This is a genomic window from Saccharothrix sp. NPDC042600 (assembly GCF_040647305.1).
GTDB classification, from domain to species: domain Bacteria; phylum Actinomycetota; class Actinomycetes; order Mycobacteriales; family Pseudonocardiaceae; genus Actinosynnema; species Actinosynnema mutabilis.
This window is the reverse complement of sequence record NZ_JBEZBW010000017.1, coordinates 60,887-80,967: the sequence shown is the minus strand read 5'-3', so window position 1 is coordinate 80,967 and position 20,081 is coordinate 60,887. Positions and strand designations below refer to the sequence as shown.

15 protein-coding genes are annotated in these 20,081 nt (G+C 72.3%); 8 read left to right on the top strand and 7 right to left on the bottom strand.

The annotated features are described in order from the left end of the window. Positions 1-36 precede the first annotated feature (36 nt). Positions 37-1,431 carry a wax ester/triacylglycerol synthase domain-containing protein gene (locus tag AB0A74_RS14575; RefSeq protein WP_358249501.1) on the top strand — a complete coding sequence of 465 codons (1,395 nt, stop codon included), beginning with the start codon at positions 37-39 and terminating at the stop codon, positions 1,429-1,431. On the opposite strand, the gene AB0A74_RS14570 is transcribed toward AB0A74_RS14575, so the two are convergent. Together AB0A74_RS14570 and AB0A74_RS14565 are read right to left on the bottom strand one after the other, a co-directional pair. Next, on the bottom strand, positions 1,332-2,084 hold the full coding sequence (locus AB0A74_RS14570; RefSeq protein WP_358249499.1) for a GAF and ANTAR domain-containing protein: 753 nt from the start codon (positions 2,082-2,084) through the stop codon (positions 1,332-1,334). The two genes, AB0A74_RS14575 and AB0A74_RS14570, sit on opposite strands and share 100 nt — an antisense overlap. A 15-nt stretch (positions 2,085-2,099) precedes the next feature. Beyond that, complete coding sequence (locus AB0A74_RS14565; RefSeq protein ID WP_358249497.1) at positions 2,100-2,792, bottom strand: hypothetical protein; 693 nt, start codon at positions 2,790-2,792, stop codon at positions 2,100-2,102. A 208-nt stretch (positions 2,793-3,000) separates the two neighbouring features. Between AB0A74_RS14565 and AB0A74_RS14560 the strand changes: the two genes are divergently transcribed. Continuing rightward, positions 3,001-3,765 carry an STAS domain-containing protein gene (locus AB0A74_RS14560; protein WP_358249495.1) on the top strand — a complete coding sequence of 255 codons (765 nt, stop codon included), beginning with the start codon at positions 3,001-3,003 and terminating at the stop codon, positions 3,763-3,765. Here AB0A74_RS14560 and AB0A74_RS14555 read toward each other — a convergent pair. Further along, positions 3,721-6,636 carry a hypothetical protein gene (locus tag AB0A74_RS14555; protein ID WP_358249493.1) on the bottom strand — a complete coding sequence of 972 codons (2,916 nt, stop codon included), beginning with the start codon at positions 6,634-6,636 and terminating at the stop codon, positions 3,721-3,723. The genes AB0A74_RS14560 and AB0A74_RS14555 overlap by 45 nt on opposite strands. A gap of 490 nt (positions 6,637-7,126) precedes the next feature. Continuing rightward, entirely contained in the window at positions 7,127-7,546 is a 420-nt protein-coding gene (locus AB0A74_RS14550; protein ID WP_358249492.1) for a hypothetical protein, read from the bottom strand. Positions 7,547-7,766: 220 nt separating this feature from the next. On the opposite strand from AB0A74_RS14550, the gene AB0A74_RS14545 reads away from it, so the two are divergent. From AB0A74_RS14545 to AB0A74_RS14535, 3 genes are all read left to right on the top strand, one after another. Further along, a complete protein-coding gene (locus AB0A74_RS14545) occupies positions 7,767-8,498 on the top strand; it encodes a DUF6544 family protein (protein WP_358249490.1) in 732 nt (243 codons plus the stop codon). A gap of 221 nt (positions 8,499-8,719) precedes the next feature. After that, complete coding sequence (locus AB0A74_RS14540; protein ID WP_358249488.1) at positions 8,720-9,706, top strand: nitroreductase; 987 nt, start codon at positions 8,720-8,722, stop codon at positions 9,704-9,706. Positions 9,707-9,828: 122 nt separating this feature from the next. Next, entirely contained in the window at positions 9,829-12,015 is a 2,187-nt protein-coding gene (locus tag AB0A74_RS14535; RefSeq protein ID WP_358249486.1) for a tetratricopeptide repeat protein, read from the top strand. A 285-nt stretch (positions 12,016-12,300) separates the two neighbouring features. Here AB0A74_RS14535 and AB0A74_RS14530 read toward each other — a convergent pair whose 3' ends face one another. Beyond that, the gene (locus AB0A74_RS14530; protein WP_358249485.1) at positions 12,301-13,350 is read right to left on the bottom strand and encodes a hypothetical protein; all 1,050 of its coding nucleotides are present in this window, start codon (positions 13,348-13,350) and stop codon (positions 12,301-12,303) included. A gap of 120 nt (positions 13,351-13,470) precedes the next feature. Here AB0A74_RS14530 and AB0A74_RS14525 point away from each other — a divergent pair, with 120 nt between their 5' ends. After that, positions 13,471-15,141: a hypothetical protein gene (locus AB0A74_RS14525; RefSeq protein WP_358249483.1), complete on the top strand. Its 1,671-nt coding sequence runs from the start codon at positions 13,471-13,473 to the stop codon at positions 15,139-15,141. A gap of 182 nt (positions 15,142-15,323) precedes the next feature. On the opposite strand, the gene AB0A74_RS14520 is transcribed toward AB0A74_RS14525, so the two are convergent. Then, entirely contained in the window at positions 15,324-15,959 is a 636-nt protein-coding gene (locus AB0A74_RS14520) for a hypothetical protein (protein ID WP_358249481.1), read from the bottom strand. A 195-nt stretch (positions 15,960-16,154) separates the two neighbouring features. Between AB0A74_RS14520 and AB0A74_RS14515 the strand changes: the two genes are divergently transcribed. After that, the gene (locus AB0A74_RS14515) at positions 16,155-17,726 is read left to right on the top strand and encodes a VWA domain-containing protein (RefSeq protein ID WP_358249479.1); all 1,572 of its coding nucleotides are present in this window, start codon (positions 16,155-16,157) and stop codon (positions 17,724-17,726) included. Positions 17,727-17,843: 117 nt separating this feature from the next. Next, positions 17,844-18,353 carry a sigma-70 family RNA polymerase sigma factor gene (locus tag AB0A74_RS14510; RefSeq protein ID WP_358249478.1) on the top strand — a complete coding sequence of 170 codons (510 nt, stop codon included), beginning with the start codon at positions 17,844-17,846 and terminating at the stop codon, positions 18,351-18,353. Positions 18,354-18,545: 192 nt separating this feature from the next. Here AB0A74_RS14510 and AB0A74_RS14505 read toward each other — a convergent pair whose 3' ends face one another. After that, positions 18,546-19,973, bottom strand: a complete 1,428-nt coding sequence (locus AB0A74_RS14505; protein WP_358249476.1) for a hypothetical protein — start codon at positions 19,971-19,973, stop codon at positions 18,546-18,548. Positions 19,974-20,081: the final 108 nt, after the last annotated feature.

Here is a 20,081-nt window from a genome sequence, read left to right as displayed (position 1 = left end):
GGTGTGGGTAGCGACCTTTCGGCGAAGGCGATCCCCATGACCGCGACCACCCGGCACCTGGGCGTGCTGGACACCGCGTTCCTCGACGTCGAGGACGCCGACCCGCACGTGTCCCTGGCCATCGGCTCGGTGCTGGTGCTGGACGGACCGCCACCCGACCGCGACGAGTTCACCGCCCGGGTCGGCCCGCGCCTGCTGTCCCTGCCCGACGCGACGGCGACCGTCCGACGCGGGCCGCTCGGCGCGCCGGAACTCGTCGAGAGCCGCCGCTTCAGCCTCGACCACCACGTCCGGCGGGTCGCGGTCACCGCACCCGGCGACGACGCGGCGCTGCACGACCTCGTCGCCTCGATCATGGAACAGCGCCTGGACCGGGAGCACCCGCTGTGGGAGTGCTGGGTGGTCGAAGGGCTCGCGGGCGGCCGGTGGGCGGTGGTGTTCAAGGTCCACCACTGCCTGGTCGACGGTGTCGGCGGCGTGGACCTGCTCACCGCGTTGTGCACCAACCGGTTCAGCACCACGACGGTCGTGCGGCCCGTCCCGCGACCGCCGCTTCGTGCCGCCCGGCGGGTCGTGCGCGGTGCGGCGGAACTGATCGGCGCGGCCGTGCCGGTGGCGACCTCGTCGCTCATCGGCCCGATCGGCTCGCGCCGCCGCTACCGGGTGGTCCGGACGTCCCTGCCGGAGGTGGCCGCCGTCGGGCGCGCCTTCGGTGCCACCGTGAACGACGTGGTGCTCACCGCCGTGAGCGCCGGCTTGCGCGACCTCCTCGTCGCCCGCGGCGAACCGCCCTGCCCCCGAGCGGTGCGCGCGCTGGTGCCGGTGTCGGTCCGGGACGAGCGGACAGGCTCGGGCGGCAACGCGGTCTCCGTGCGACTGCCGTTCCTGCCCATCCACATCACCGACCCGCTGGAAGCGCTGGGCAAGGTGCACCGGGCCATGCGCCACCGCCGGGGAACCGGCGAGTCCGATGCCGGACAAGCGTTCCTGGCCTTGGCACGACACGCCTGCCCACGCCTGCTGTCGTCCGGCGTGCGACTGGGCGCGCATCTCCCCCAGCGAAGCATCACGACGGTGACCACGAACGTGCCAGGCCCACGCCACGCGCTGACCCTGGCCGGACGCGCCGTCACGGAGATCCTCCCCTACGTCCCACTGGCCCTGGACCTACGCACCGGCATCGCCGCCCTGACCTACCAGGACAACCTGACCATGGGCATCACCGGCGACCGAACCACCACCCCGGACCTGGACGTCCTGGCCACCGGCATCACCCAGGAACTCCACCGCCTCACCACCCTCGCAGCCCCCAGCTGTGCTCCGAGCCCGAGTCACCCCGGCCGGCCGTCCGGGTCCGCCCCGAAGCTGAACACCAGCTTCCGCGCCAACACATCCGCCGCCACATCGGCCAACCGCGTGCCGGTCAGGTAGGCGTGCGCCCGCATCCGCACGAAAGCCGTCGACAGGCTCGTGCCCAACTGCGCCGCCACCACGCCGGTCGCCTGGTGCACCGCCACCCACCGCGCCTCCATCGCGTCCACCGCCGGGTCCACCCCGGGCACCGTCGGCCCGGCGCCGACGAACACCCGCAACGCCGCGTCCGCCAGCAACAGCCCGTCCACCACCAGTTCCGAACCGGCCTCGACAGGACCGCGGTGGAACACCTCCAGGCACCCCACCACGACCGCGCCCATCACCACCGGGAACGCCGAAACCGTGCCCGCCCCGCAGGACACCCCGAACGGCGCGAACACCGGCCAGCGCACCAAGCCGTCGTGCGCGGTCAGGTCCTGGGCCAGCACGGGGCACTCGGTGTCCAGCGCCTCCAGCGCCGGCCCTTCGCCCAGGGTGATCTCGGCTTCGCTGAGCCGGTCGGCGCCGGGACCGGTCAGCGCCGCCGGTTCACAGCGGCCGTCGGTGGTGAGGTGGTAGACGACGACGTCCTCGGCGTCGAGGACCTTCCCGGCCACCGCGCACACGTGCCGTTGGGCGATCCCCACGCCGTCCTGCACCGCGAGGTCGTGGATGCGGCTCCACAGACCCGCTTTCCACTCGTCGGCCGAATGCGATTCGTCCTGTGCCATGACCCATCCACGGTCTCACGACTGAGCAGGTCCGTTCAGGTGCACCGCCGCCCAGATGACGGACCCGCCCGACCACGTCCCCGACCACCCGCAGCGCACCACCGGGCCGGCCGCCGCGATGCGGCCCACGTCGGCCAGGCCGCACGGCACGGGCTCGTCGTCGCCCACCACGACCACGAGCAGCCCGGGACGCCAGTCGAACGCGATCGTGGGCCGCACGGCGTCGTGCAGCAACGCCACCATCCGCCACGCCACCCGCCCCGCCATCGCGGCCACGTCGCCCCTCCCCCGCGCCCAGCACGCCTTCTCGGCGGCCTCGCACGCGAACCCGGCCGCATACGACCGCGGAACGGCCAGCAACGCCATCGGGGGCGGCCGGGCCCCGTCCACGGCGGCCACCGCCGCGGCGACGCTCACGTGGCGCGGCAGGCCCCACCGGTGGGCGTCCTCCGCCCCGGCGAGCAGGATCGGGGTGCCCGGCCAGTCGGCGACCTGCGCCCGGACCGCCAGCGCCGCCGCGGCAGCGGTCGGCGGCACGGCCGCGAAGGCGGTCAGGTCCACCACCACCGCGGAAGGGCGGGTGACGGCCGTCCGCAGCACGGCGTCGCGCACCAGGACGTGGTCGCGCGATTCCATCCCGCCGGAGAAGCTCACGACGCAGACCCCGCCCTCGCCGGCCAGTTCCACGTGGAGAGGACTCGCGCACACGGCTCCTCCTCCTCCCGGACGGACCCGGCCGCCCGAGTCCCGTTGGGCGTTCATCGGCACCACCGTCCACATTAGGAGCATCGGGTCGCGGCGCGGCGGTGAACTTCGGCGTGGGGGCAGGCCATTCGGGCGATACCGCCGGACCAGCGCGGTCGCCCGCTCCCATCCGCGCTACCAATGGCAGACACCCACTGCCCCGAGGACGGCCATGACCGGTTCCAGGCTCAAGGCCACGCCGCACGGCGACGCGATCGTGGTGTCGCCCCACGGACGACTCGACCCGTCCACCTACACCGCGCTCCGGGAGGAGCTGCTCAAGCACGTCGCCGAAGGACCCTCGGCGGTGATCGTCGTCCTGGGACCCGACCTCGACGTGGTCAGCGACCCGTTGACGAGCGTGTTCGCCACCGTGTGGCTGCGCACCAACCCGTGGTCGGGCACGCCGCTGATCCTGGTCGCCACCACCGGGGGGCAGCGCCGCCTGGTCATCCGCACCGGCCTGAGCCGCTTCCTGCCCTGCTACGACCGCTTGGACGCCGCGCTGGACGCCACGGACGCGCTCCCGGAACGCCGCCGCGACGAGGCACGGCTCACCGCCGACGCCGACGCCCCGCCCTTGGCGCAGGACTTCACGCGCCGCACGTGCGCCGCCTGGCGGTTGCCCGACGTGGCACCGCACGCCGTGCCGGTCGCCGGTCACCTCGCTCGGACGATGCCGCGAGCGGCCGGCGTGACGCTGGTGGTGACCGCCGAACTCTTCCCCAGCCGCCTCACCCTGGCCACCCGGCACCGGGGCGGCCCGCCACGCCGGGCCACGACCGACCCGGACCTCGCCCGCGTGCGGCGGCTCACGGTGGCGTGCGGCAGCCTGCCGACGTTCGGCGACGGCCCGCTGCTGTGGGCGTCCCTCCTGGTCCGCCCCCGCGGATCAGCCCAGCTCGCGCACCATGTCGATCAACGGCCGGTCGCGTGACCCGGCGATCCTGGCCGCCCGTTCCCGGGTGGCCGGCGGCTCCGCCGCGTCCTCGGCGATGCGCTCCAGCGCCGCCACGCACGCGTCCGGCGCGACCTGGGCCATCCGTTGCAGCGCCTCGCCGCGCACGTCCCGCTGTCCGACGAACCGCACCAACCACTCGACCGCCATCTCCTCGAACCCGTCGAGCTGGGCCAACCCCCACGCCGCCCACGTGCGCGCCGTGTCGTCGACCGCCGGGTCCTCCAGGAACCGGACCAGCAACACGGCCCCCTCGGCTTCGCACGGCTCGATCGTCGCGAGGTACCACGCCGCCGCCACGCGGTCGTCGTCGGTCGGGAACCCGTCGGCGAAGGCGGTGAGCAACGCCGCCGCGGCCGGCACCTCGCTCGGTATCGTCGCCAACGCCCGCGCCGCGGCGATTCGGTCCCCGGGCTTCCAGCGCTCCTCACCGGCGAACCGGTTGAGCCACGTGACGGCGCGGTGCCGGTGGCTCTCGATCCGCGCCAACGCTTGGGCGGCCTTCGTGCGCTCGTCGGGTTCGAGCAGCGGGGCGGCGATGAAGCGGTGCAACCACCGCGCGGCTTCCTCCTCGTGCTCCTCCAACGCGCCCAGGTAGGTCGCGGCTTGGATGCGGTCCCAGATCCGCTCGCCGTCGTCTTCCACGAACCGGGCCAGCACGGCCGCGCCGTCGTCCCGGTGGCCCTCGAACAACGACAGCCACGCCGCCGCGTACACCACGGTGTCGATCGGGTCGTACACCGAGCGGTGCTCGATCAGGTGACGCAGTCGCCGGATCAGCGGGTCCACCGGTATCGCGGTCCGCAGGTGCGTCGCCTGGATGACCAGGAAGTGGATCGTCCGGATGCTGCCGTGCTCCGCCACGGCCGCCAGTCGCCGCTCGGCCTCACCGGCGGAATCCCCGTTGAGGAGCAGTTGGTCCAGGACGAACCCGAGGTAGGACGCCTCCGGGGAGGGGTAGCGCGCCGATTCCATGTCCCCTCGAAGGGACGGCATCAACGCCTTGATCATGCGTGCGCGCCGAGCCGGGTCGCGGGTGGCGTGCAGCGCGGCGTGGTACTCCAGGAACGTCTGGTGGGCGAAGCGCAGGCCACCCGGGCCGCGCACGAGCAGCCCGGTGAGCCGGAGCAGGTCCTCCAGGAACGCCTCCCACCACTCCGGGCGGATCTTGCGGGGTCTTCGGACCGACCGGTGCCCGCCCACCACCTCGACCAGCGGACTGGCCGGGTCGCCGCGCCAGTGGTGCGCGAGCAGGTCGACCAGCTCGGACACCGCCTCGTGGGCCCGCCGCGCGGCGGTCGCGGTGTCCGCGCGCTCCTTCGGGCTCTGGACGCGGTCCACGAGTCGCGCGACCAACTCCTCGTGGCTGTCGGCGACCCGCTTGTGGTGGTTGTTGTCGTAGACCAGGTCGGTGAACGCCCCGTACAGCGCGGTGCGGCCCACGGGCAGCCGCCGGTCCGGTGCCGCGAGGTACAGGCGGCAGAGCATGAACGCCATCAGGGGCGTTCCGGCCGGCTCCTCCAGCGAAGCCGCCTCCACGGCGTGCGCGAACAACTCGGCGTGGCGGGCGGCCTCGGTCGCCTCCCACCGGGCGGCGAAGTACTTCTCGGCGTAGGTGCGCAGGTCGTCGGTGGTGAACGGCAGCAACTCGTGGTGCGGCGTCCGCTTGCCGAGGACCGCCAGTTCCTGCTCGTGCAGCGGACGTGTCGCGACGACGAACTGGTACAGCTGGGGCGCGTGGGCGGCGGCGTTGGCCACCTTCTCCAGCACGGCACGACGTTGCTTGGCGTCGGCCACCTCGTCCAGGTCGTCCACGAGGACCTGCCACCGCGCTCCCGGCCACGGACTCCGCCGGAAGCGTTCCGCCGGCAGTCCGGGGTCGGGCGCGTTCCTGCTCAGCCTGACGGTCGCTTCGGCCAGCGCCTCGGCGATCGGCGTCCCGTCGTCCACCAAGGCCCGCGCACTGACCCACACCGGAACCACCCGATCCGCGCCGCTCGCGCCGTCCAGCAGTCCGGCCGCCGCGTCCCGCAACCGCATCCGCAGCGCCGTGGACTTCCCGCCACCCGGACCGGCGACGACCACGCACACCCGTTCCGCCCGGCCGATCACCGCCTCGAACGGCTCGACACCCGTGGCGTTCTCGCCGGCGGACTGCCGGCTGCGCTGCCGCACGTAGATCTCCGGGAGCGCGGGCGCGTCCTCCGGGTCGTAGGTGTGCTCCTCGGCGACCCGGTGCGCGGCGCTGAGGTAGGCCCGCAACTCCTCGTCCAGGTCGGTCCCACCGGCAACCGCCGGATACGGGCGATCGGGCAACGAAACCCAAGCCCGTTCACGAACCTCCTTCACCGCCACCTCGACCGGCCGGAACGTCGCCGCGTCGATGGCCGCCGACTGCCGCACGACCTCCTGGAAGATCGACTCGGACACGATCATCGCCACCACACCGGACGACCCGGCGAGGGCGACCTTCAGCGGCCCGGCGTCGAGGAGGCGGAAGGCGGTGGTGAGCGACGTCGAGGTGGCACCGTGCTCGTCGAAGGCGACCTCCCCAGCGTGCACCGCGACCCGCAACCGCACCCGCGCGGCCTCAGGTCCACGTTCGTTGTGCCGCCCCACTGCCCGCGCCAACGCGCCGGGCAGCACCTCCACCAGCGGCCCCTTCGGGTACTGGGGCGGAACCAACACGAACACGCTGTCGCCACGATCCTCGTGATAACACCCGTCCCACGACACACCGGCCGCCGCCAACGCCTCCCGAACGACGTCGTACAACACCGTCCGCGTCCGCAACTGGTGCGGCAACGTCCGAGCAGCCGCCCCGAACCCTTCGACGTCAACCAGAACCATCGCCCGATGAACCGCGTGCCGACCCGTCTCCACCATCCCGACCCCTCCGGCGCGCCGGTGCCGCAAACCCGGATTTCTAGCAACCCAACCCTCCGGTGGCAAACACTCCGCCGGACGCCGCAGTCCTGCGGACTCCGTTCCGGTACGGCAAGCCACCACCGACAACGGGTCCGCCGGGAACAGCGCCACCCGCCGCCCAGCAGCGTTGGAGCGCGACCGACGACACGACCCGCTCCGCGAGGTCCGCCAGCGGTCCGACCGGCTCGGGCACGTCGGCTGTCGTGTCGACCGACCGCGTCCTCCGCCACTCGTCGTGGATTCACCCGGTGGGAGTTCCGGTCGGTCATCCGCATGTTCGTGCGGTTCCGTGTCGTGGTTGCGGGCGCGCCTCGGCGAGCGTCGCACGTCCGCCCAGGCGGGGCGCGAGTTCGACCGCCCCACATGTGCCGGCTGATCACGATCACCCCTGGAGAAGCCCTGCGCCGACAGATCAGTCCCGTCCACCACCCCGGGAGGGCCGCGCGTAGCGCTGGTGCAGCTTCTGCACGTGACCGGCCCAGAAGAGCTGCCGATCGGCCGCGCCTGCGGGCACGGGCAAACCTTTGGCCCTGGCCAAGGCGTAGAAGCCGGATCCGGCGTCGTTCGCGTCGAGGTACTGGACCAGGGCGCTGAGGAGCAGACCACCGGTCTCCACGAAGGTGTTCTCGACGATCTGGCCGAGCAGCTCACCGAGCGCGGCCCGTTCGGAGACGTGCTGGAAGTCGAACGCCCGTACTCCTGTGCGCCTGACCAACACCGCGTTCAGTTCGGTGTAGGTGGTGGTGCGCCTCAACGCCGCCTGCTCGACGAGGAACGCCTTCCCCGCCTCGACCAACCGCAGCCACTCGTCGTCAGACCGCCCGTACCGCACCGCTCCGCCCCTCTCGCTCGAACAGCCGACCTCTTGCGGAGCAAGTCTGTCCTAGTCGCAACGCCGGCCAGGAACCAGGCGGCCACGCCGGGCAACTCCGAGGGCGAGTAGTGAGGAACCGCCGGCAGCCGCCCACCGGACGGAAGTCCCGGGTCGGTCGTTGCCTTCGACCCTGACCGCGGGCCCGACCGCCGTGCAGCCTGGGTGGTGGAGGTGCACCATGACGAACGTTGCCACCAACCCTGCCGCGGTCACCGAGGAGGACATCGAACACCTGCCCGGGCCGGCGCGGCGCTACCTCGGGTTCACCCGCGTGCTCGGACGCCCGGCCGACGGGTCGTTCGACGCCACCGTGCGCGGCCACTTCCGCCTCCGGCCCGGTCAGAACTGGCTGGCCTGCACGACGTGGCAGCACAACGACGCCACGACCCTCAGCCGCGACTTCCGGATGCGGCTCATGCTCGCGCACCTCATCCCGGTCCAGGCCACCGACGTCTACGCCCACGGGCACGGCCGCATGCGCGCCACCGCCCTGGGCATGTTCACCCTCGCCGACGGGCAGGGACCCGAGTTCGACGCCGGCGAACTCGTCACGCTGCTCAACGACGCCGTGCTGCTCGCCCCGTCCATGCTGCTGCGGATGCCCGTGCACTGGACCCCGGTAGACGAACGCACCTTCGAACTCGCCCTCACCGACCACCGCACCACCGTCACCGCCCAAGTGACCGTGGACGAGCGCGGCGCCCCGGTCGAGTTCAGCACCGAGGACCGCTGGGCCGCGCTGCCCACCGGACTGGTCCGGGCGCGCTGGTCCACCCCCGTCGACGGCTGGTGCCTGGTCGCCGACCGCATCCGCCCGCGCCGGGCCACCGCCGTCTGGCACCTCCCGGACGGGCCGTTCACCTACGCCCAACTCGACCTCACCCGCGCCGACCTCACCTTCGGACCGTGACCACGCACCACCCCGCCGGCGACGGGACACCGGCTGCCGTCCGGTTCGCGCACGACCGGGTCCTCGTCGCCTCTCGGGCCGCGCTCGGCCGAACCGTTGTGCCGTCCGGGTCTCGCGATCCGACCCTGTCCGGAAGGGACCTTCGCCCGTGTGCCCGGTGCGGTGGGCGGGGCGAAGGTGGAGGCAGCAATGGGAACGGCTGATGTCTGCGGGGTGGCACGATGCACGGATTGAGCGGCGCGTTGGGGTTGGACGGCGACCAGGTGGGCGAGGTCCTCGCGATGGCGGCGTTGGCCCCGTCGGTCCACAACACCCAGCCGTGGCGGTTCCGGGTCCGACCCGACCGGATCGAATTGCACGCCGACCCGACCCGTCGGCTGCCCGCCACCGACCCGCAGGACCGCGAGCTGCGCCTGGCGTGCGGCGCGGCGTTGTTCAACCTGCGCCTCGGACTGCGCGCCCACGGCATCCGCCCCCTGGTCACCCTCCTGCCCGGCGCCGACGCGCCGGGAGCGCTGGCCACCGTCCGCGCCGGCGGTCACCACCTCCTCGACGACGAGGTGCGCCGCCTGATCGCGGCGGTGCCGATCCGGCGGACCAACCGCAAACCCTTCCGCGACGTCCCGGTGCCCGTGGCCCACCGCCACGCCCTGGCCCGCGCGGCCGAACGGGAGCGTTGCTGGCTGCACGTGCTGCCCGACCACGTCGAACGCGGCCGGCTGCAAGGCCTGGTGGCCAAGGCGCACCGCATGCAGAACGAGAACCCGGCCGTGCGCGCCGAACTCGGCGAGTGGACCGGTCCCCGGTCCGTGGACGGCGTCCCGCCCACCTCCGCGGGCATCCGCCCCGAGCTGCAGGACGAGTGGGCGATGCGCGACTTCCAGGCGGCGGAACGAGTCCCGGGCAAGGACTACGAATCCGACCCGCTGGTCACGGTGCTCTGCTCGTTCATGGCCGGCGAGTTCGCCGAACTCCAAGCGGGACAAGCACTCCAACGCGTCCTGCTCACCGCCACCGACCTCGGCCTGTCCGCGTCGTTCATGTCGCAGGCCATCGAAGTGCCGTCGGTGCGCGAGGAACTACGCCGCAACCTCGGCGGAACGATCTTCCCGCAAACGGTGCTACGCATCGGCTTCGGCTCCCCGGTCCCCCCAACCCCCCGCCGCCCGGTGACCGACCTCCTCATGGAACCGGCCCACACCGGCTGACGACCGGCGTTGAAGTCCTGCCGTGGCGAGCCCGTACTTTTTCGGGGAGCGCCTGGAGCCCCGGCGGCATCCTGGATCGGCTGAACACCGCCGAGGAGATGCGACGGGGAGGGGTGTCGCCGATGGTGGTGCCCGACCACAGTGCCGACCGCGTGACATCGGTGGGCGCCACTGTCACGGGCGACCTGGTGCAGGCCGGGGTGGTGCACGGCGGGCTGCACGTCCACCACCCGCCGACACCGGCGGGCCCGTTCGTGCCGCGCCAGCTCCCCGCGCCACCGCCGATGTTCGCGGGACGGGCGCACGCCCTGGCCGCGCTGGACCTGGCCTTGGACCCCAGCGCGGTCCCGCTGCCACGCGGGCCGACGGGTCGGGCGGCGGTGACCGCGATCTCGACCGTCGGTGGTGCGGGCGGCATCGGCAAGACCTGGTTGGCGCTGCACTGGGCGAACCGGAGGCTGGAGCTGTTCCCGGACGGCCAGTTGTTCGTCGACCTCCAGGGGTTCAGCCCCACCGGCAGGCCGGTGGAACCGGATGTCGCCGTGCGCGGCTTCCTCGACGCCCTGGGTGTGGAACCCGGCCGGGTGCCGGCCCAGCTCGGTGCGCAGGCCGCGATGTTCCGCAGCCTGGTCGCGGGCAGGCGGATGCTGGTCGTGTTGGACAACGCGGCGTCCGCGGACCAGGTCGAGCCGCTCCTGCCGGGCAGCCCCACCTGCGCGGTCCTGATCACCTGCCGCACCAAGCTCGCATCGCTGATCGACCGGTACGGCGCGCGGCACCTCCAGCTGGACGTGCTGTCCGGCGACGAGGCCCACGCGCTGATGGCGGGACGGTTGGGTCGGACGCGGGTGACCGCGGAGCCGGCCACCGCCGACGACCTCGTGAAGTTGTGCGGGCACTACCCGCTGGCGTTGTCGATCATGGCCCGTCACGCGCACACCCGGCCCACCGTGCCGTTGCAGGAGTTCACAGCCGAGCTGCGCGAACTCGGGCTGGAGATGCTGGAGCACGACACCGATCCCGCGGCGAGCCTGCCCACCGTGCTGTCGTGGTCGTTGAGCGGCCTCACCGCCACCCAGCGGCAGGCGTTCGCACTGCTGGGTGTCGCCCCGGGACCCGACACCGGCCTGCCCGCCGCCGCGTCGCTGATCGGCCTGCCCGTGCCGGCCGCGCGCAAAGTGCTGCGCGTGTTGGAGGACGCCTCCCTGATCGACCGGCGCGCGCGGGGCAGGTTCACCATGCACGACCTGATCCGCGGCTACGCCGCCGCGCTCGCCCAACGCCTGGCCGAACCGGTGCGCCGCGCGGCCCTGGAGCGGGTCGTCGACTTCTACCTGCACACCGCGTGCGCGGCCGATCGTCTGCTCGAACCCCACGCCCAACCACTGGAACCGGCCGAGGCGGCAGCGGGCACCCAGCACCACCCGCTTCCCGACGACCCGGCCGCGCTGTCCTGGTTGGACACCGAGTACCCGCACCTGCTCGCGTGCCGCCGGATCGCGACCGCCCAGCGCCGACCCGAGGTCGTGTGGAAGCTGGCGTGGGCGTTGACCGCGTTCCACGGCCGCCGAGGCCACCGCGCGGACGCCGTCGTCGTGTGGCGGGCGGCCTTGGAGGCCGCCCGCCACCTGCCCCATCCCGCGCGGAGCCGCGCTCACCGACTCCTCGGTCGCGCCTACGCGCGCCTGGACCGCCACGACGACGCCACCGACCACCTGCGCGAAGCGCTGACGTTGGCCGTGCGGTTCGAGGACGTGACCGAGCAGGCGCACGCGCACCACATGCTCGCTTGGTCCCGCGCACGGCAAGGCGACGACCGCCGGGCACTCCGGCACGCCCGCCGGGCACTGCACCTCTACCGCACGTTGGACCAACAGGCGTGGGAAGCGAACGCGCTCAACCAGGTCGGCTGGCTGGCCGCCCGTCTGGGCGACTACGACACCGCACGAGAGGCCTGCCGAGCCGCGCTCGCCCTCAACCGTCGCCAGGGCAACACCGACGGCGAGGCGGCGACCCTGGACAGCCTGGGCTACATCGACCTCCGGACCGGCTCGCCCGATCGCGCCGTAGACCTGTACCAACAGGCGCTGAGACTTTTCGACACCTTGGGCGACACCGCCGCGTCCGCCAACACACTGGACAGCCTCGGCCATGCCCATGCCGCCGCCGGGCGGCCGGACCGGGCACGCACGGCGTGGCGGGCGGCGTTGGACCGGTTCGAGGAGCACGGACGCGCCTCGGACGCGACCCGGGTGCGACGGAGCCTGGAGCGGTTGGCGGGCGGTGAGGCCGTCGCCGGGGTTCGCTGACCCCCGCGCGCGCCGCCGGCCGAGTTCCGCGCCGGCCGCCCTCCCGAGGTCTGCTCTCCGCCGGAGGCCCCGAACGCGGTCCGCGGGCCGACGCACGTCGCGGAGGGCGTCGGCCGGGGGTGGGGCTGGGTCTTCGCGCACATGCGCCGCTGATCGATGTTCACACCACAGTTGTCGCAGGCGCACACCGCATTTCGGCGGGCGAGATGCGTGATTCCCGCATGTTTTCATGATTCCGGCGGCACTGGATTCATGAACCATTCATGAGCGGTCCGGGCGAGTCGATCATGGCTCGTTCAGGCGTTGTCGGAATTCCGCCGGCAGGTTGCTCACGTAAGTCAGCGCCTGGTAGAACTCGTGGAACTCCGCGACGCTGCCCTTGGTCTTGTCGCGCCCGTTCGGACGCGACACCCACGGGTACACGTCGTTGATCTTCTCCCTGGTGTAGCGGACGACCTTCGCCCCGGACTCCTTGAAGTTGGTCTTCTTCCGTTCGTAGGTCTTCCCGTCGATGCGCGGGAAGTCCTGGGACCTCGGCTTCAACTGGGGCTCCTCCAGCACCAACTTGAGGCGGTTGTGGTCGGACACCCCGCGCAGCGGCCTGCGCGTCGTCGAGAACCTCTCGTCGTCGTAGTGGCTGACGCAGTCGAGGATGATGCGCAGGATTTCCGAGACCTCCTCCGACGACCGCACCCCCCATGACCGCAGGAGGGCCCAACACCTGCGGCCGTGCAGGATCAGGGCTTCCGAGGGATCGTCGTCCGGACCTCCCCGGTACACCTCGAACAGGTCGCCCAAGTCCCGGTGGTCCGCGACGACCTTCCTGGTGCAGTGGGGCCACCCGACCGTCGGGTCGGGACCATCGGCGTCGCGCCCCGGGGCCCACAGGACCAGCCGCACGGCACCGGCCCCCGGGATCCGACGCCCGGCCTGCAGGATCGCGCCCAGCTTTTCGGGCCGGCGGCGGCGGTACTCCTTGAGCAACTCGACCGAGACGTGGATGATCTTCGCGTCGCGTCCGGTGTGCGGAACCTCCAGCACGAGGAACACCATGTCGTAGCGGCCCAGCGTGCCCAGCCGGACATCCGCGACCGGCTGGACGACCACGTCGACGCCGTGCGCCTCGCACTGCGACACGACTTCCTGCACCAACCGCTCGCTCGGGAGACCCGGGCCGCGGACGACCAAGGCGTAGGCGTCGCGGTAGAGGTCTTCGGGTCGTGACGGTCGAGCGCCGGCGGCGCCGCCGGCCACCGCCACCACCTCGGGACCGGACCGGTCCGGCGCCCGGGCGCTTCCCTCGATTCCCGGCGGCGGAACCTCGGCGTCTGTCATGCGTCGGAGGCTAGGTCAACTCGTCGGCCGGCAATATACCGTTCATGAATTCGCGCACGCACCGCCCGCATTCATGATTGTCCTGGTGCCGCCGAACCGGCCCGTGTCATTCTGGATTTCATGTTTGACCAGAGCCCGACGCGCTTCGGTCCGCTCGGCAAGAACGTCGCCGGGGCACTCCGGAGGGCGATCCTGATCAAGGCGAGCGAAGGTGTCATCGCCCTGGACAACGTTCACCTTCGCCTGAGCCTGCGACCCGACGGGGTGATCAATCCCGTGCGGGCCCGAACCCCCGCCGACCGTTGGCACGCACTGGAGTCATGGCTCTTCGGCGCGATGCCCGACGACGACACCCACGAAAGCGTGGCCAACGCGCCACCACCGACGACGCACGAGGAGGAGCGTTCGATCGACGAGATCCTGGGTGCGGTCGGGGCGTTCCTCATAGCGGAGTCCTCCGCCCTGCGCGAGCAGATCGACATCTCGCTCGCGGTGGAGCCGGCCGAGGACCGCCCGCCGCACGCACAGGGAGCACTGCAACAAGCGGAAGACGCGTTGGCGCTGGCCAGGAGGTGCGCACACGCGTTGTTCTCGCACCGGGGTACCGGCACCTGGAAGACCATCCTGACCGGCGAGCCGGTGGTCGTGGGCAGCGCGAACCTCGTCGCGACGCCGACAGCGCGGCCGCAGGAGGTCGTCGACGGACCCGGCAACCCACCGGCCTTCGAGCCGCGCGTCCCGGACACCGGGTGGCGACCGCCGTTGATGGTCATCCTCGACGAGGTCCACCGCCCCGACGACCGCTTGTCGGCCTTCACCCGCGTCCGCGAGCTCCTCCTGCGACAACTCACCGCCGGCTACCCGCACTCCGAGCGCCTGACGGTGGTCTTCGTGACGGTGGACGGCAAGCAGACCGATCCACTGGAGTTGAACGTCGTGCACCCCGCTCGCCTGTCGGATGAAAGCGACACGATGCTCGAACGGTACCTCGGCGTGGCCGGACCGAGGTCGGGTCGAGGTCGGGTGGTCACCGCGGTCCGCGCTCGGCGCAGGTCGTCGGAGGAGGAGCTGCTCCACCGGCTGGAGGGACTGGCCTGGGCGATGCGGTTCGCGGTGCGCGCCTGGGCGCCGAAGCAGGTCATCGTGGTCAGCGACGCGGCGTCGTTGTGCCCCGGAACGCCGTCGAGCCTGTTCGCGTCCGGTGCTCTGCCGAATCCGGACGAGTTCCTGCTCACCGGTCAAGAGGAGGGCTATCGGCCCGACCTCCGGGGCTGCGCGGTGTCGTTGGTCGCACCGAGGGCTTCACGCGTCTTCGAGGCCTACTGGGCGGCGATGTGCTCGGAGGGCGCGGCGAGCGAGTCGCAGATCGTCTGGTTCGACTCGCCGGCGCAGCCCGCCGGCACGGCCGTACCCAGGGTGCTCACCGGCAAGGAGCTCCGATTGGCCAACCACGCGACCAAGTCCCGACGGTGTCGACGCGTCGTCGCGAAACACGGACCCCGATGGCCGACAGCGGGAGCCGATGCGCACCTCAACCTGTGGGACCTGCGTCGAATGGCAGGAGTCACGACGGTGGTCATGGCGTACACGGTCATGGTGTTCACCGCGGGAACCGGGAACTGGATCATCGCTCAAGCCTTGGCGCCACCGCTCCTGATAGCCGTCGGAGTGGTCCTCAGTCTGCGGCTGATGGTGAAGAAGGAGGACCGGGTGGAGAGAGGCGTGGAACGGCACGACAAGGGCGAGCTCGCTCGGCCCGGTGGCATTCAACGAACACCGTTCGACTCGTGATGCCGTCGAACATCCCTCACCGTAGGCGGGTTCGACTGTGCACAAACTTGATCGCACGCAGCGACTCACAGCCAAGTTGGCGACGTCGCATGCTGCACATCCGACCGGGGAGGGTCGCACGACGTGCGACCCTCCCCGTCTGTCCGGGCACTGACGCGATCGTCCACCAGCCCAGGGACCGCTTACCACCGCGAACTCACGGACGTTGCGAGAGCTGAGCGGTGCTGTGCCCGAACCAGCGACAGCATGTGAACGATCGTCAGGAACGGCACCGCCGCGGTCGGGATCAGGACCAACGGCAAGTGGGCCATGGGAGCCGTCAAGACCGTGCCGTCCGCCAGGACCCCGGTCGCGCCCACGTCGTGCATCGCCCCCAGGGTCACCGCCACCACGAAGTCCAGCACCCCGAACACCGTCCATGCCAGGAACCACCCGCGACCCCGGTCCAGCCGCCTGGCCACGAAAGGCGCGGTGAGGCCGACCACCAGGTCCCCGAGGCCCGCCGGCAGCGCGAACCCGCCCGGCAACAGGCCCACGGCGTAGTACGCCAAGAACACAAACCCCGCGACCCGCCAGCCCTGCATCGTCACCAGCAACGTCAGGTCCAGCGACCGCGCCCAAGCCCGGAAGCGGCCCGAGAACGCCAACGCCAACCCCGCCACGAGCACGGGCACGCCGGCGGCCAGCGCCACCCGGATCGGGGGCGACCCCACCGAACGTTCGAACAACCCCGCCGAAGCGCCCACGGCGGCCAGCGCCACCCACGCCAGCCCCACGACTGGCAGCACCACCGCGCCCCGGCCCCGAACATCGGACATGCCGTCCCCCAGGTCATCCCGGACCGATCACCACCGACGAACCAGCTATACCGCAGCACCGGTCCGCCCAAGACCTCCGCAACTGCTGCATCGGCCGGCAGGGGCCGGACGGGTGATGTCCGGCCGTGGGGATAACGGCGCGTGCAGGGGCCGCGACACGTCGGGAGTACGCATCACCCGATCGAAAGAGGGAACATGACAGCACGAAGACTCTTACCGGTCGCCGCGTTGGTCCTGGGGATGTGTTCCTGGGCGCCGCACGCGGCCGCCGAGACCGATCCGACCACACCGATCGCCGGGTTCGCCGAGCTGTCGGCGGAGTACAGCCGGGCCGCGGTGGCGCAGGAGCCGTTGCTCGGGGAACTGCTGCACGGGCTCGGCCTCCAGCACCTCAACCAGCTCGACCCCGCGAAGGTCTACGGCATCGACCGCGCCACCAAGCAGATCACCGTCGAGGACCCGCGCGGCGAGGTCGGCGCCGCGGGCGTCTTCTTCGGGCTGGGCAGCGTGGTCTCCACGATCCGGGCGGCGGGCGGGGACATCGTCGGCCAGGGCAAGACCGTCGTGACCTGCCCGTTCGGCGCGCAGACCGCCGCGGTCAGCGGGTTCATGGCCTCCACGGTCTCCCGGGACCCCGTCGGCGGCATCCGCAACGGGTTCATCTTCGCCGACGACTTCCTGACCACCGGCGCCCAGGTGGACTTCCGGATCCTCAAAGCCGCGGGCGGCGCCCGCAACCCGATCAACCGCACCGCGATGGAGACCACGCACACCGGTTCGTGCGGCGGCGAGGTCAAGGTGCAGAACGTCGTCGCCACCTGGCCGCCGCTGCGGGTGGAACTGGCCGTGGACGACACCGGCTCGATGGGCAACGAGCTCGCCGGCGTGAAGAGCGCGCTGGCCGGCTTCATCGGCTCCCGCAACACCGACTACGACCAGGTGCAACGCGGTGTCTCCTACGAGCTGATCAGCTTCAAGGACAGCCCGTCCCTGCGCCTGGCCAACACCGAGGACACCGCCGCCGCGATCGCCGCGGTCAACGGCCTGTCCGCCGGCGGGGGCGGCGACTGCCCCGAGGACTCCCTCGGCGCGCTGAACATGGCCCTGGACCGGCTGACCGCCGACGAGGACAGCGCCGGCGAGATCGTCCTGGTCACCGACGCCTCACCGCACAGCGGCGACATCGGCCCCGCCATCGCGCGGGCGCGCGGCCTGGGCGTTCCCGTCCACGTGATGCTCTCCGGCGACTGCGTCGCGGCCACCGCGGGCCTCGGCACGGCGGCGGCCACGCCCTCGGCCCGCGTCGTGTTCGAACAACTCGCCCGCGAGACCGGTGGACTGTTCTTCTTCCGCCCGAACGGGTCGGCCGCCGACTACGCCGAGATCCTGCGCAAGATCTTCGAAGAGGCCGTGGCCCCGGGCGACGTCGTCGCGCCCACCGTCACCGTGACCGCGACACCGACGAGCATCTGGCCGCCCAACCACCGCATGGTCCACATCGACACCAAGGTCACCGCGACCGACGACACCGACCCCTCCCCCACCGTCGAACTGGTCGGCGTCACCAGCACCGAACCCGACGACGGCCAAGGCGACGGCACCACCGCCGACGACATCGAGATCACCGAGGACGGCCGCATCTACGTCAGGGCCGAACGCAGCGGCACCGGCGGCGGGCGCATCTACACCGTCACCTACCGCGCGACCGACAAGGCCGGCAACACCGGCTACGGCTCCATCGACATCGAAGTCCACCACAACCAGTAGGACGCCGAGCGGGCAGCCCGGTGCAGGCGCACCGGGCTGCCCGACCACAGCCGGGAGGGGCTGGTGGACGTCGAAGAGTGCGCTGTGTCGCGTGCGGTGGCGGGGGATCGAGGTGCGGTGGAGCAGGTGTTGGCGGCGGCACGGCCCTTGGTGTCGAGGTACTGCCGAGGCCGGTTGCCGTGGCTGGACGCCGCGTCGGTGGAGGACGTGGTCCAGGAGGCGTTGCTCGGGGTCTTCCAGGTGCTGCCCTCGTTCCGGGCACGGGGCGAGAACTCGTTCGTGCGCCTGGTCTACGGCGTCGCGGCGCGCAAGGTGGTGGACGCGATCCGCAGATCCGTCCGGGACCGCGCCGACCTCACCGCCGAGCCGCCCGAGGTCGTCGATCCCGATCCGACACCCGAACAGCACCTGTTGCGGCGCGAGCAGGCCGAGAGGGTGGCGGAACTGTTGCGGCTGCTGCCCGAGGCCAAGCGGGAGCTGCTGGTGTTGCGCGTGGCCGTCGGGTTGTCGGCGGAGGACACCGCGCGGGCGTTGGGCATGAGCGCGGGCTCGGTACGCGTGGCACAGCACCGAGCGCTGCAAGTCCTACGCGAACACCTGCGCCGCGACCGCGCACCCGCACCCTGACCACTCGGCCCGGTCACCCGATGATGGACGGGTCGATCGTGAGCGCGCAACGGCGTGTGCCACTCGTCCAGGCCGAGCACCTCGGGTCTTGGTCGTGACGAGAACGGCCCGGAGCGACGTCCAGCCGACGACACCGGCCGCACAGCGACGACCACGGGACTCGGCGGCCACGGTGGACTGACGCGCCGCGCGTCAACGGCCCATGCGCTCGCGCACGTCGATGTGCACACCCGCCTCGATCTCGGCCGAGGTCCACCGCTGCCCGGACGGCGGTGGCGTCGGGACGATCTGCGTGAACCGGAGGACCGCCGTCAGCCACATCGGGCCGTAGAGCGCGGCCAGTCGGGCGCGTTCGGCGGTGATGTTGGCCGCGAGGCGGGAGCCGGACGAGCCGTTCGACGTGCTGTCGAGCAGTTCGTAGTTGGAGAACGAGTCCATGACCGCGCGATCGGCGGGCCGCACGACCTGGAGTTCGACGATGTGGTCCACCTGGAACCGGCGTGGGTGGCGGGTGCCGTTGCGGTCCCAGTTCGGCCGGAACAGCAGGCTGACGAGCCTGCGCTCCGACTCGGCCGTGAGACCGAGCACGGCGAGACCGCGCCGGAACGTCCGCGGGGACATCCCGGACTGGCCGAGGTCGCCGGACCCGCCGGGCCGCACGCCCTGGTCCCACACCCGTTCCTGCGCGGTCGCGGGTCGGGCGTACGCCGGGTCGTCCTCCAGCCTGCCCAGCATGCCGCGGTAGCGGGTGATCTGGTCGGGGCTGCTCTTGGGGGGCGGCAGGACGAGGTTGATGTGGTCTCCGGGCGGCGGTTTCGGCGGACCTGGCGCCGGTGCGGGTCCGGGCGCAGGTGCGGGTGCGGGCGCAGGTGCGGGCGCTGGCGAGGGTCCGGGCGCGGGCAACGGCGCCGGCGAGGGACCGATGGTCGGCCCCGGCCCAGGAGCCGGCCCAGGAGCCGGAGCCGGTCCGGGACCAGGCGTCGGAACAGACGTCGGACCCGGCGTGGGACCCGGCGTCGGTCCCGGACCCGGGCCGGGACCGGTTGCCGTCGGCGGCTCGGCGGGGCGAGGTCGTTCGGGCTCCTGCGCGGGCTCCCCGGCGGGAGGACCGAGCGGAGGCAGCCAGTCCGGCCGGTACCCCGGCCCCAGGTCGAACAGCATGATGATGATCAGCACCACGAGCACCGCGATGGCGAGCACCACCAACCCCTCGGCCCCGACAGCCGCGACAGCGGCCTGCACCAGCCGCGCCACCCACGGCACCGTCGTCGGCGGCGCGGCGGGAAGGGCCAGCCGCTGCACCGGCGTCCCGGGTCCCCGTCGTCGGAGTCCCTGCTCGACCGCCCGGGCCGCCGGGGCGAGGCGGCGGCGGTCGAACGCGGCGACGAGCGCCGCGGCGTCGGCGGGCCCCAGCGCCGGGCGGCGCGCCTCGATGATGTCCGCCGCCGGCGCGAGCGCCGCACGCCACCGGGGCGGCAGGCCCGCCAGGACACCACGAACGCGGTCGATGTCGGCGAGGATGCGGCGACCGTGGTCCACGGTCCGAGCGGCCACCGCACCGCCGACCGCGCGGTTGCCCGCCGTACGCTGCAAGGCGAGCAACCCCGCGTTGGTGGGCATCGGTGCGGCTGGGCGCGGCACATGTCCGCTCGTCGCTGTGGTTTCCCGCGTGGCCGAGGCGAACATGGCGTCACGCTGCCACAGCCGGGCTCACGGCGTCTCGCGCGG

Excerpts from the sequence above, each read along its gene's own strand:
- AB0A74_RS14570 (WP_358249499.1), bottom strand. The coding sequence starts at position 2,084 with ATGGCACAGGACGAATCGCATTCGGCCGACGAGTGGAAAGCGGGTCTG.
- AB0A74_RS14525 (WP_358249483.1), top strand. The coding sequence starts at position 13,471 with ATGTTTGACCAGAGCCCGACGCGCTTCGGTCCGCTCGGCAAGAACGTC.
- AB0A74_RS14540 (WP_358249488.1), top strand. The coding sequence starts at position 8,720 with ATGCACGGATTGAGCGGCGCGTTGGGGTTGGACGGCGACCAGGTGGGC.
- AB0A74_RS14505 (WP_358249476.1), bottom strand. The coding sequence starts at position 19,973 with ATGCCCACCAACGCGGGGTTGCTCGCCTTGCAGCGTACGGCGGGCAAC.
- AB0A74_RS14530 (WP_358249485.1), bottom strand. The coding sequence starts at position 13,350 with ATGACAGACGCCGAGGTTCCGCCGCCGGGAATCGAGGGAAGCGCCCGG.
- AB0A74_RS14545 (WP_358249490.1), top strand. The coding sequence starts at position 7,767 with ATGACGAACGTTGCCACCAACCCTGCCGCGGTCACCGAGGAGGACATC.
- AB0A74_RS14515 (WP_358249479.1), top strand. The coding sequence starts at position 16,155 with ATGACAGCACGAAGACTCTTACCGGTCGCCGCGTTGGTCCTGGGGATG.
- AB0A74_RS14535 (WP_358249486.1), top strand. The coding sequence starts at position 9,829 with ATGGTGGTGCCCGACCACAGTGCCGACCGCGTGACATCGGTGGGCGCC.
- AB0A74_RS14560 (WP_358249495.1), top strand. The coding sequence starts at position 3,001 with ATGACCGGTTCCAGGCTCAAGGCCACGCCGCACGGCGACGCGATCGTG.
- AB0A74_RS14520 (WP_358249481.1), bottom strand. The coding sequence starts at position 15,959 with ATGTCCGATGTTCGGGGCCGGGGCGCGGTGGTGCTGCCAGTCGTGGGG.
- AB0A74_RS14555 (WP_358249493.1), bottom strand. The coding sequence starts at position 6,636 with ATGGTTCTGGTTGACGTCGAAGGGTTCGGGGCGGCTGCTCGGACGTTG.
- AB0A74_RS14575 (WP_358249501.1), top strand. The coding sequence starts at position 37 with ATGACCGCGACCACCCGGCACCTGGGCGTGCTGGACACCGCGTTCCTC.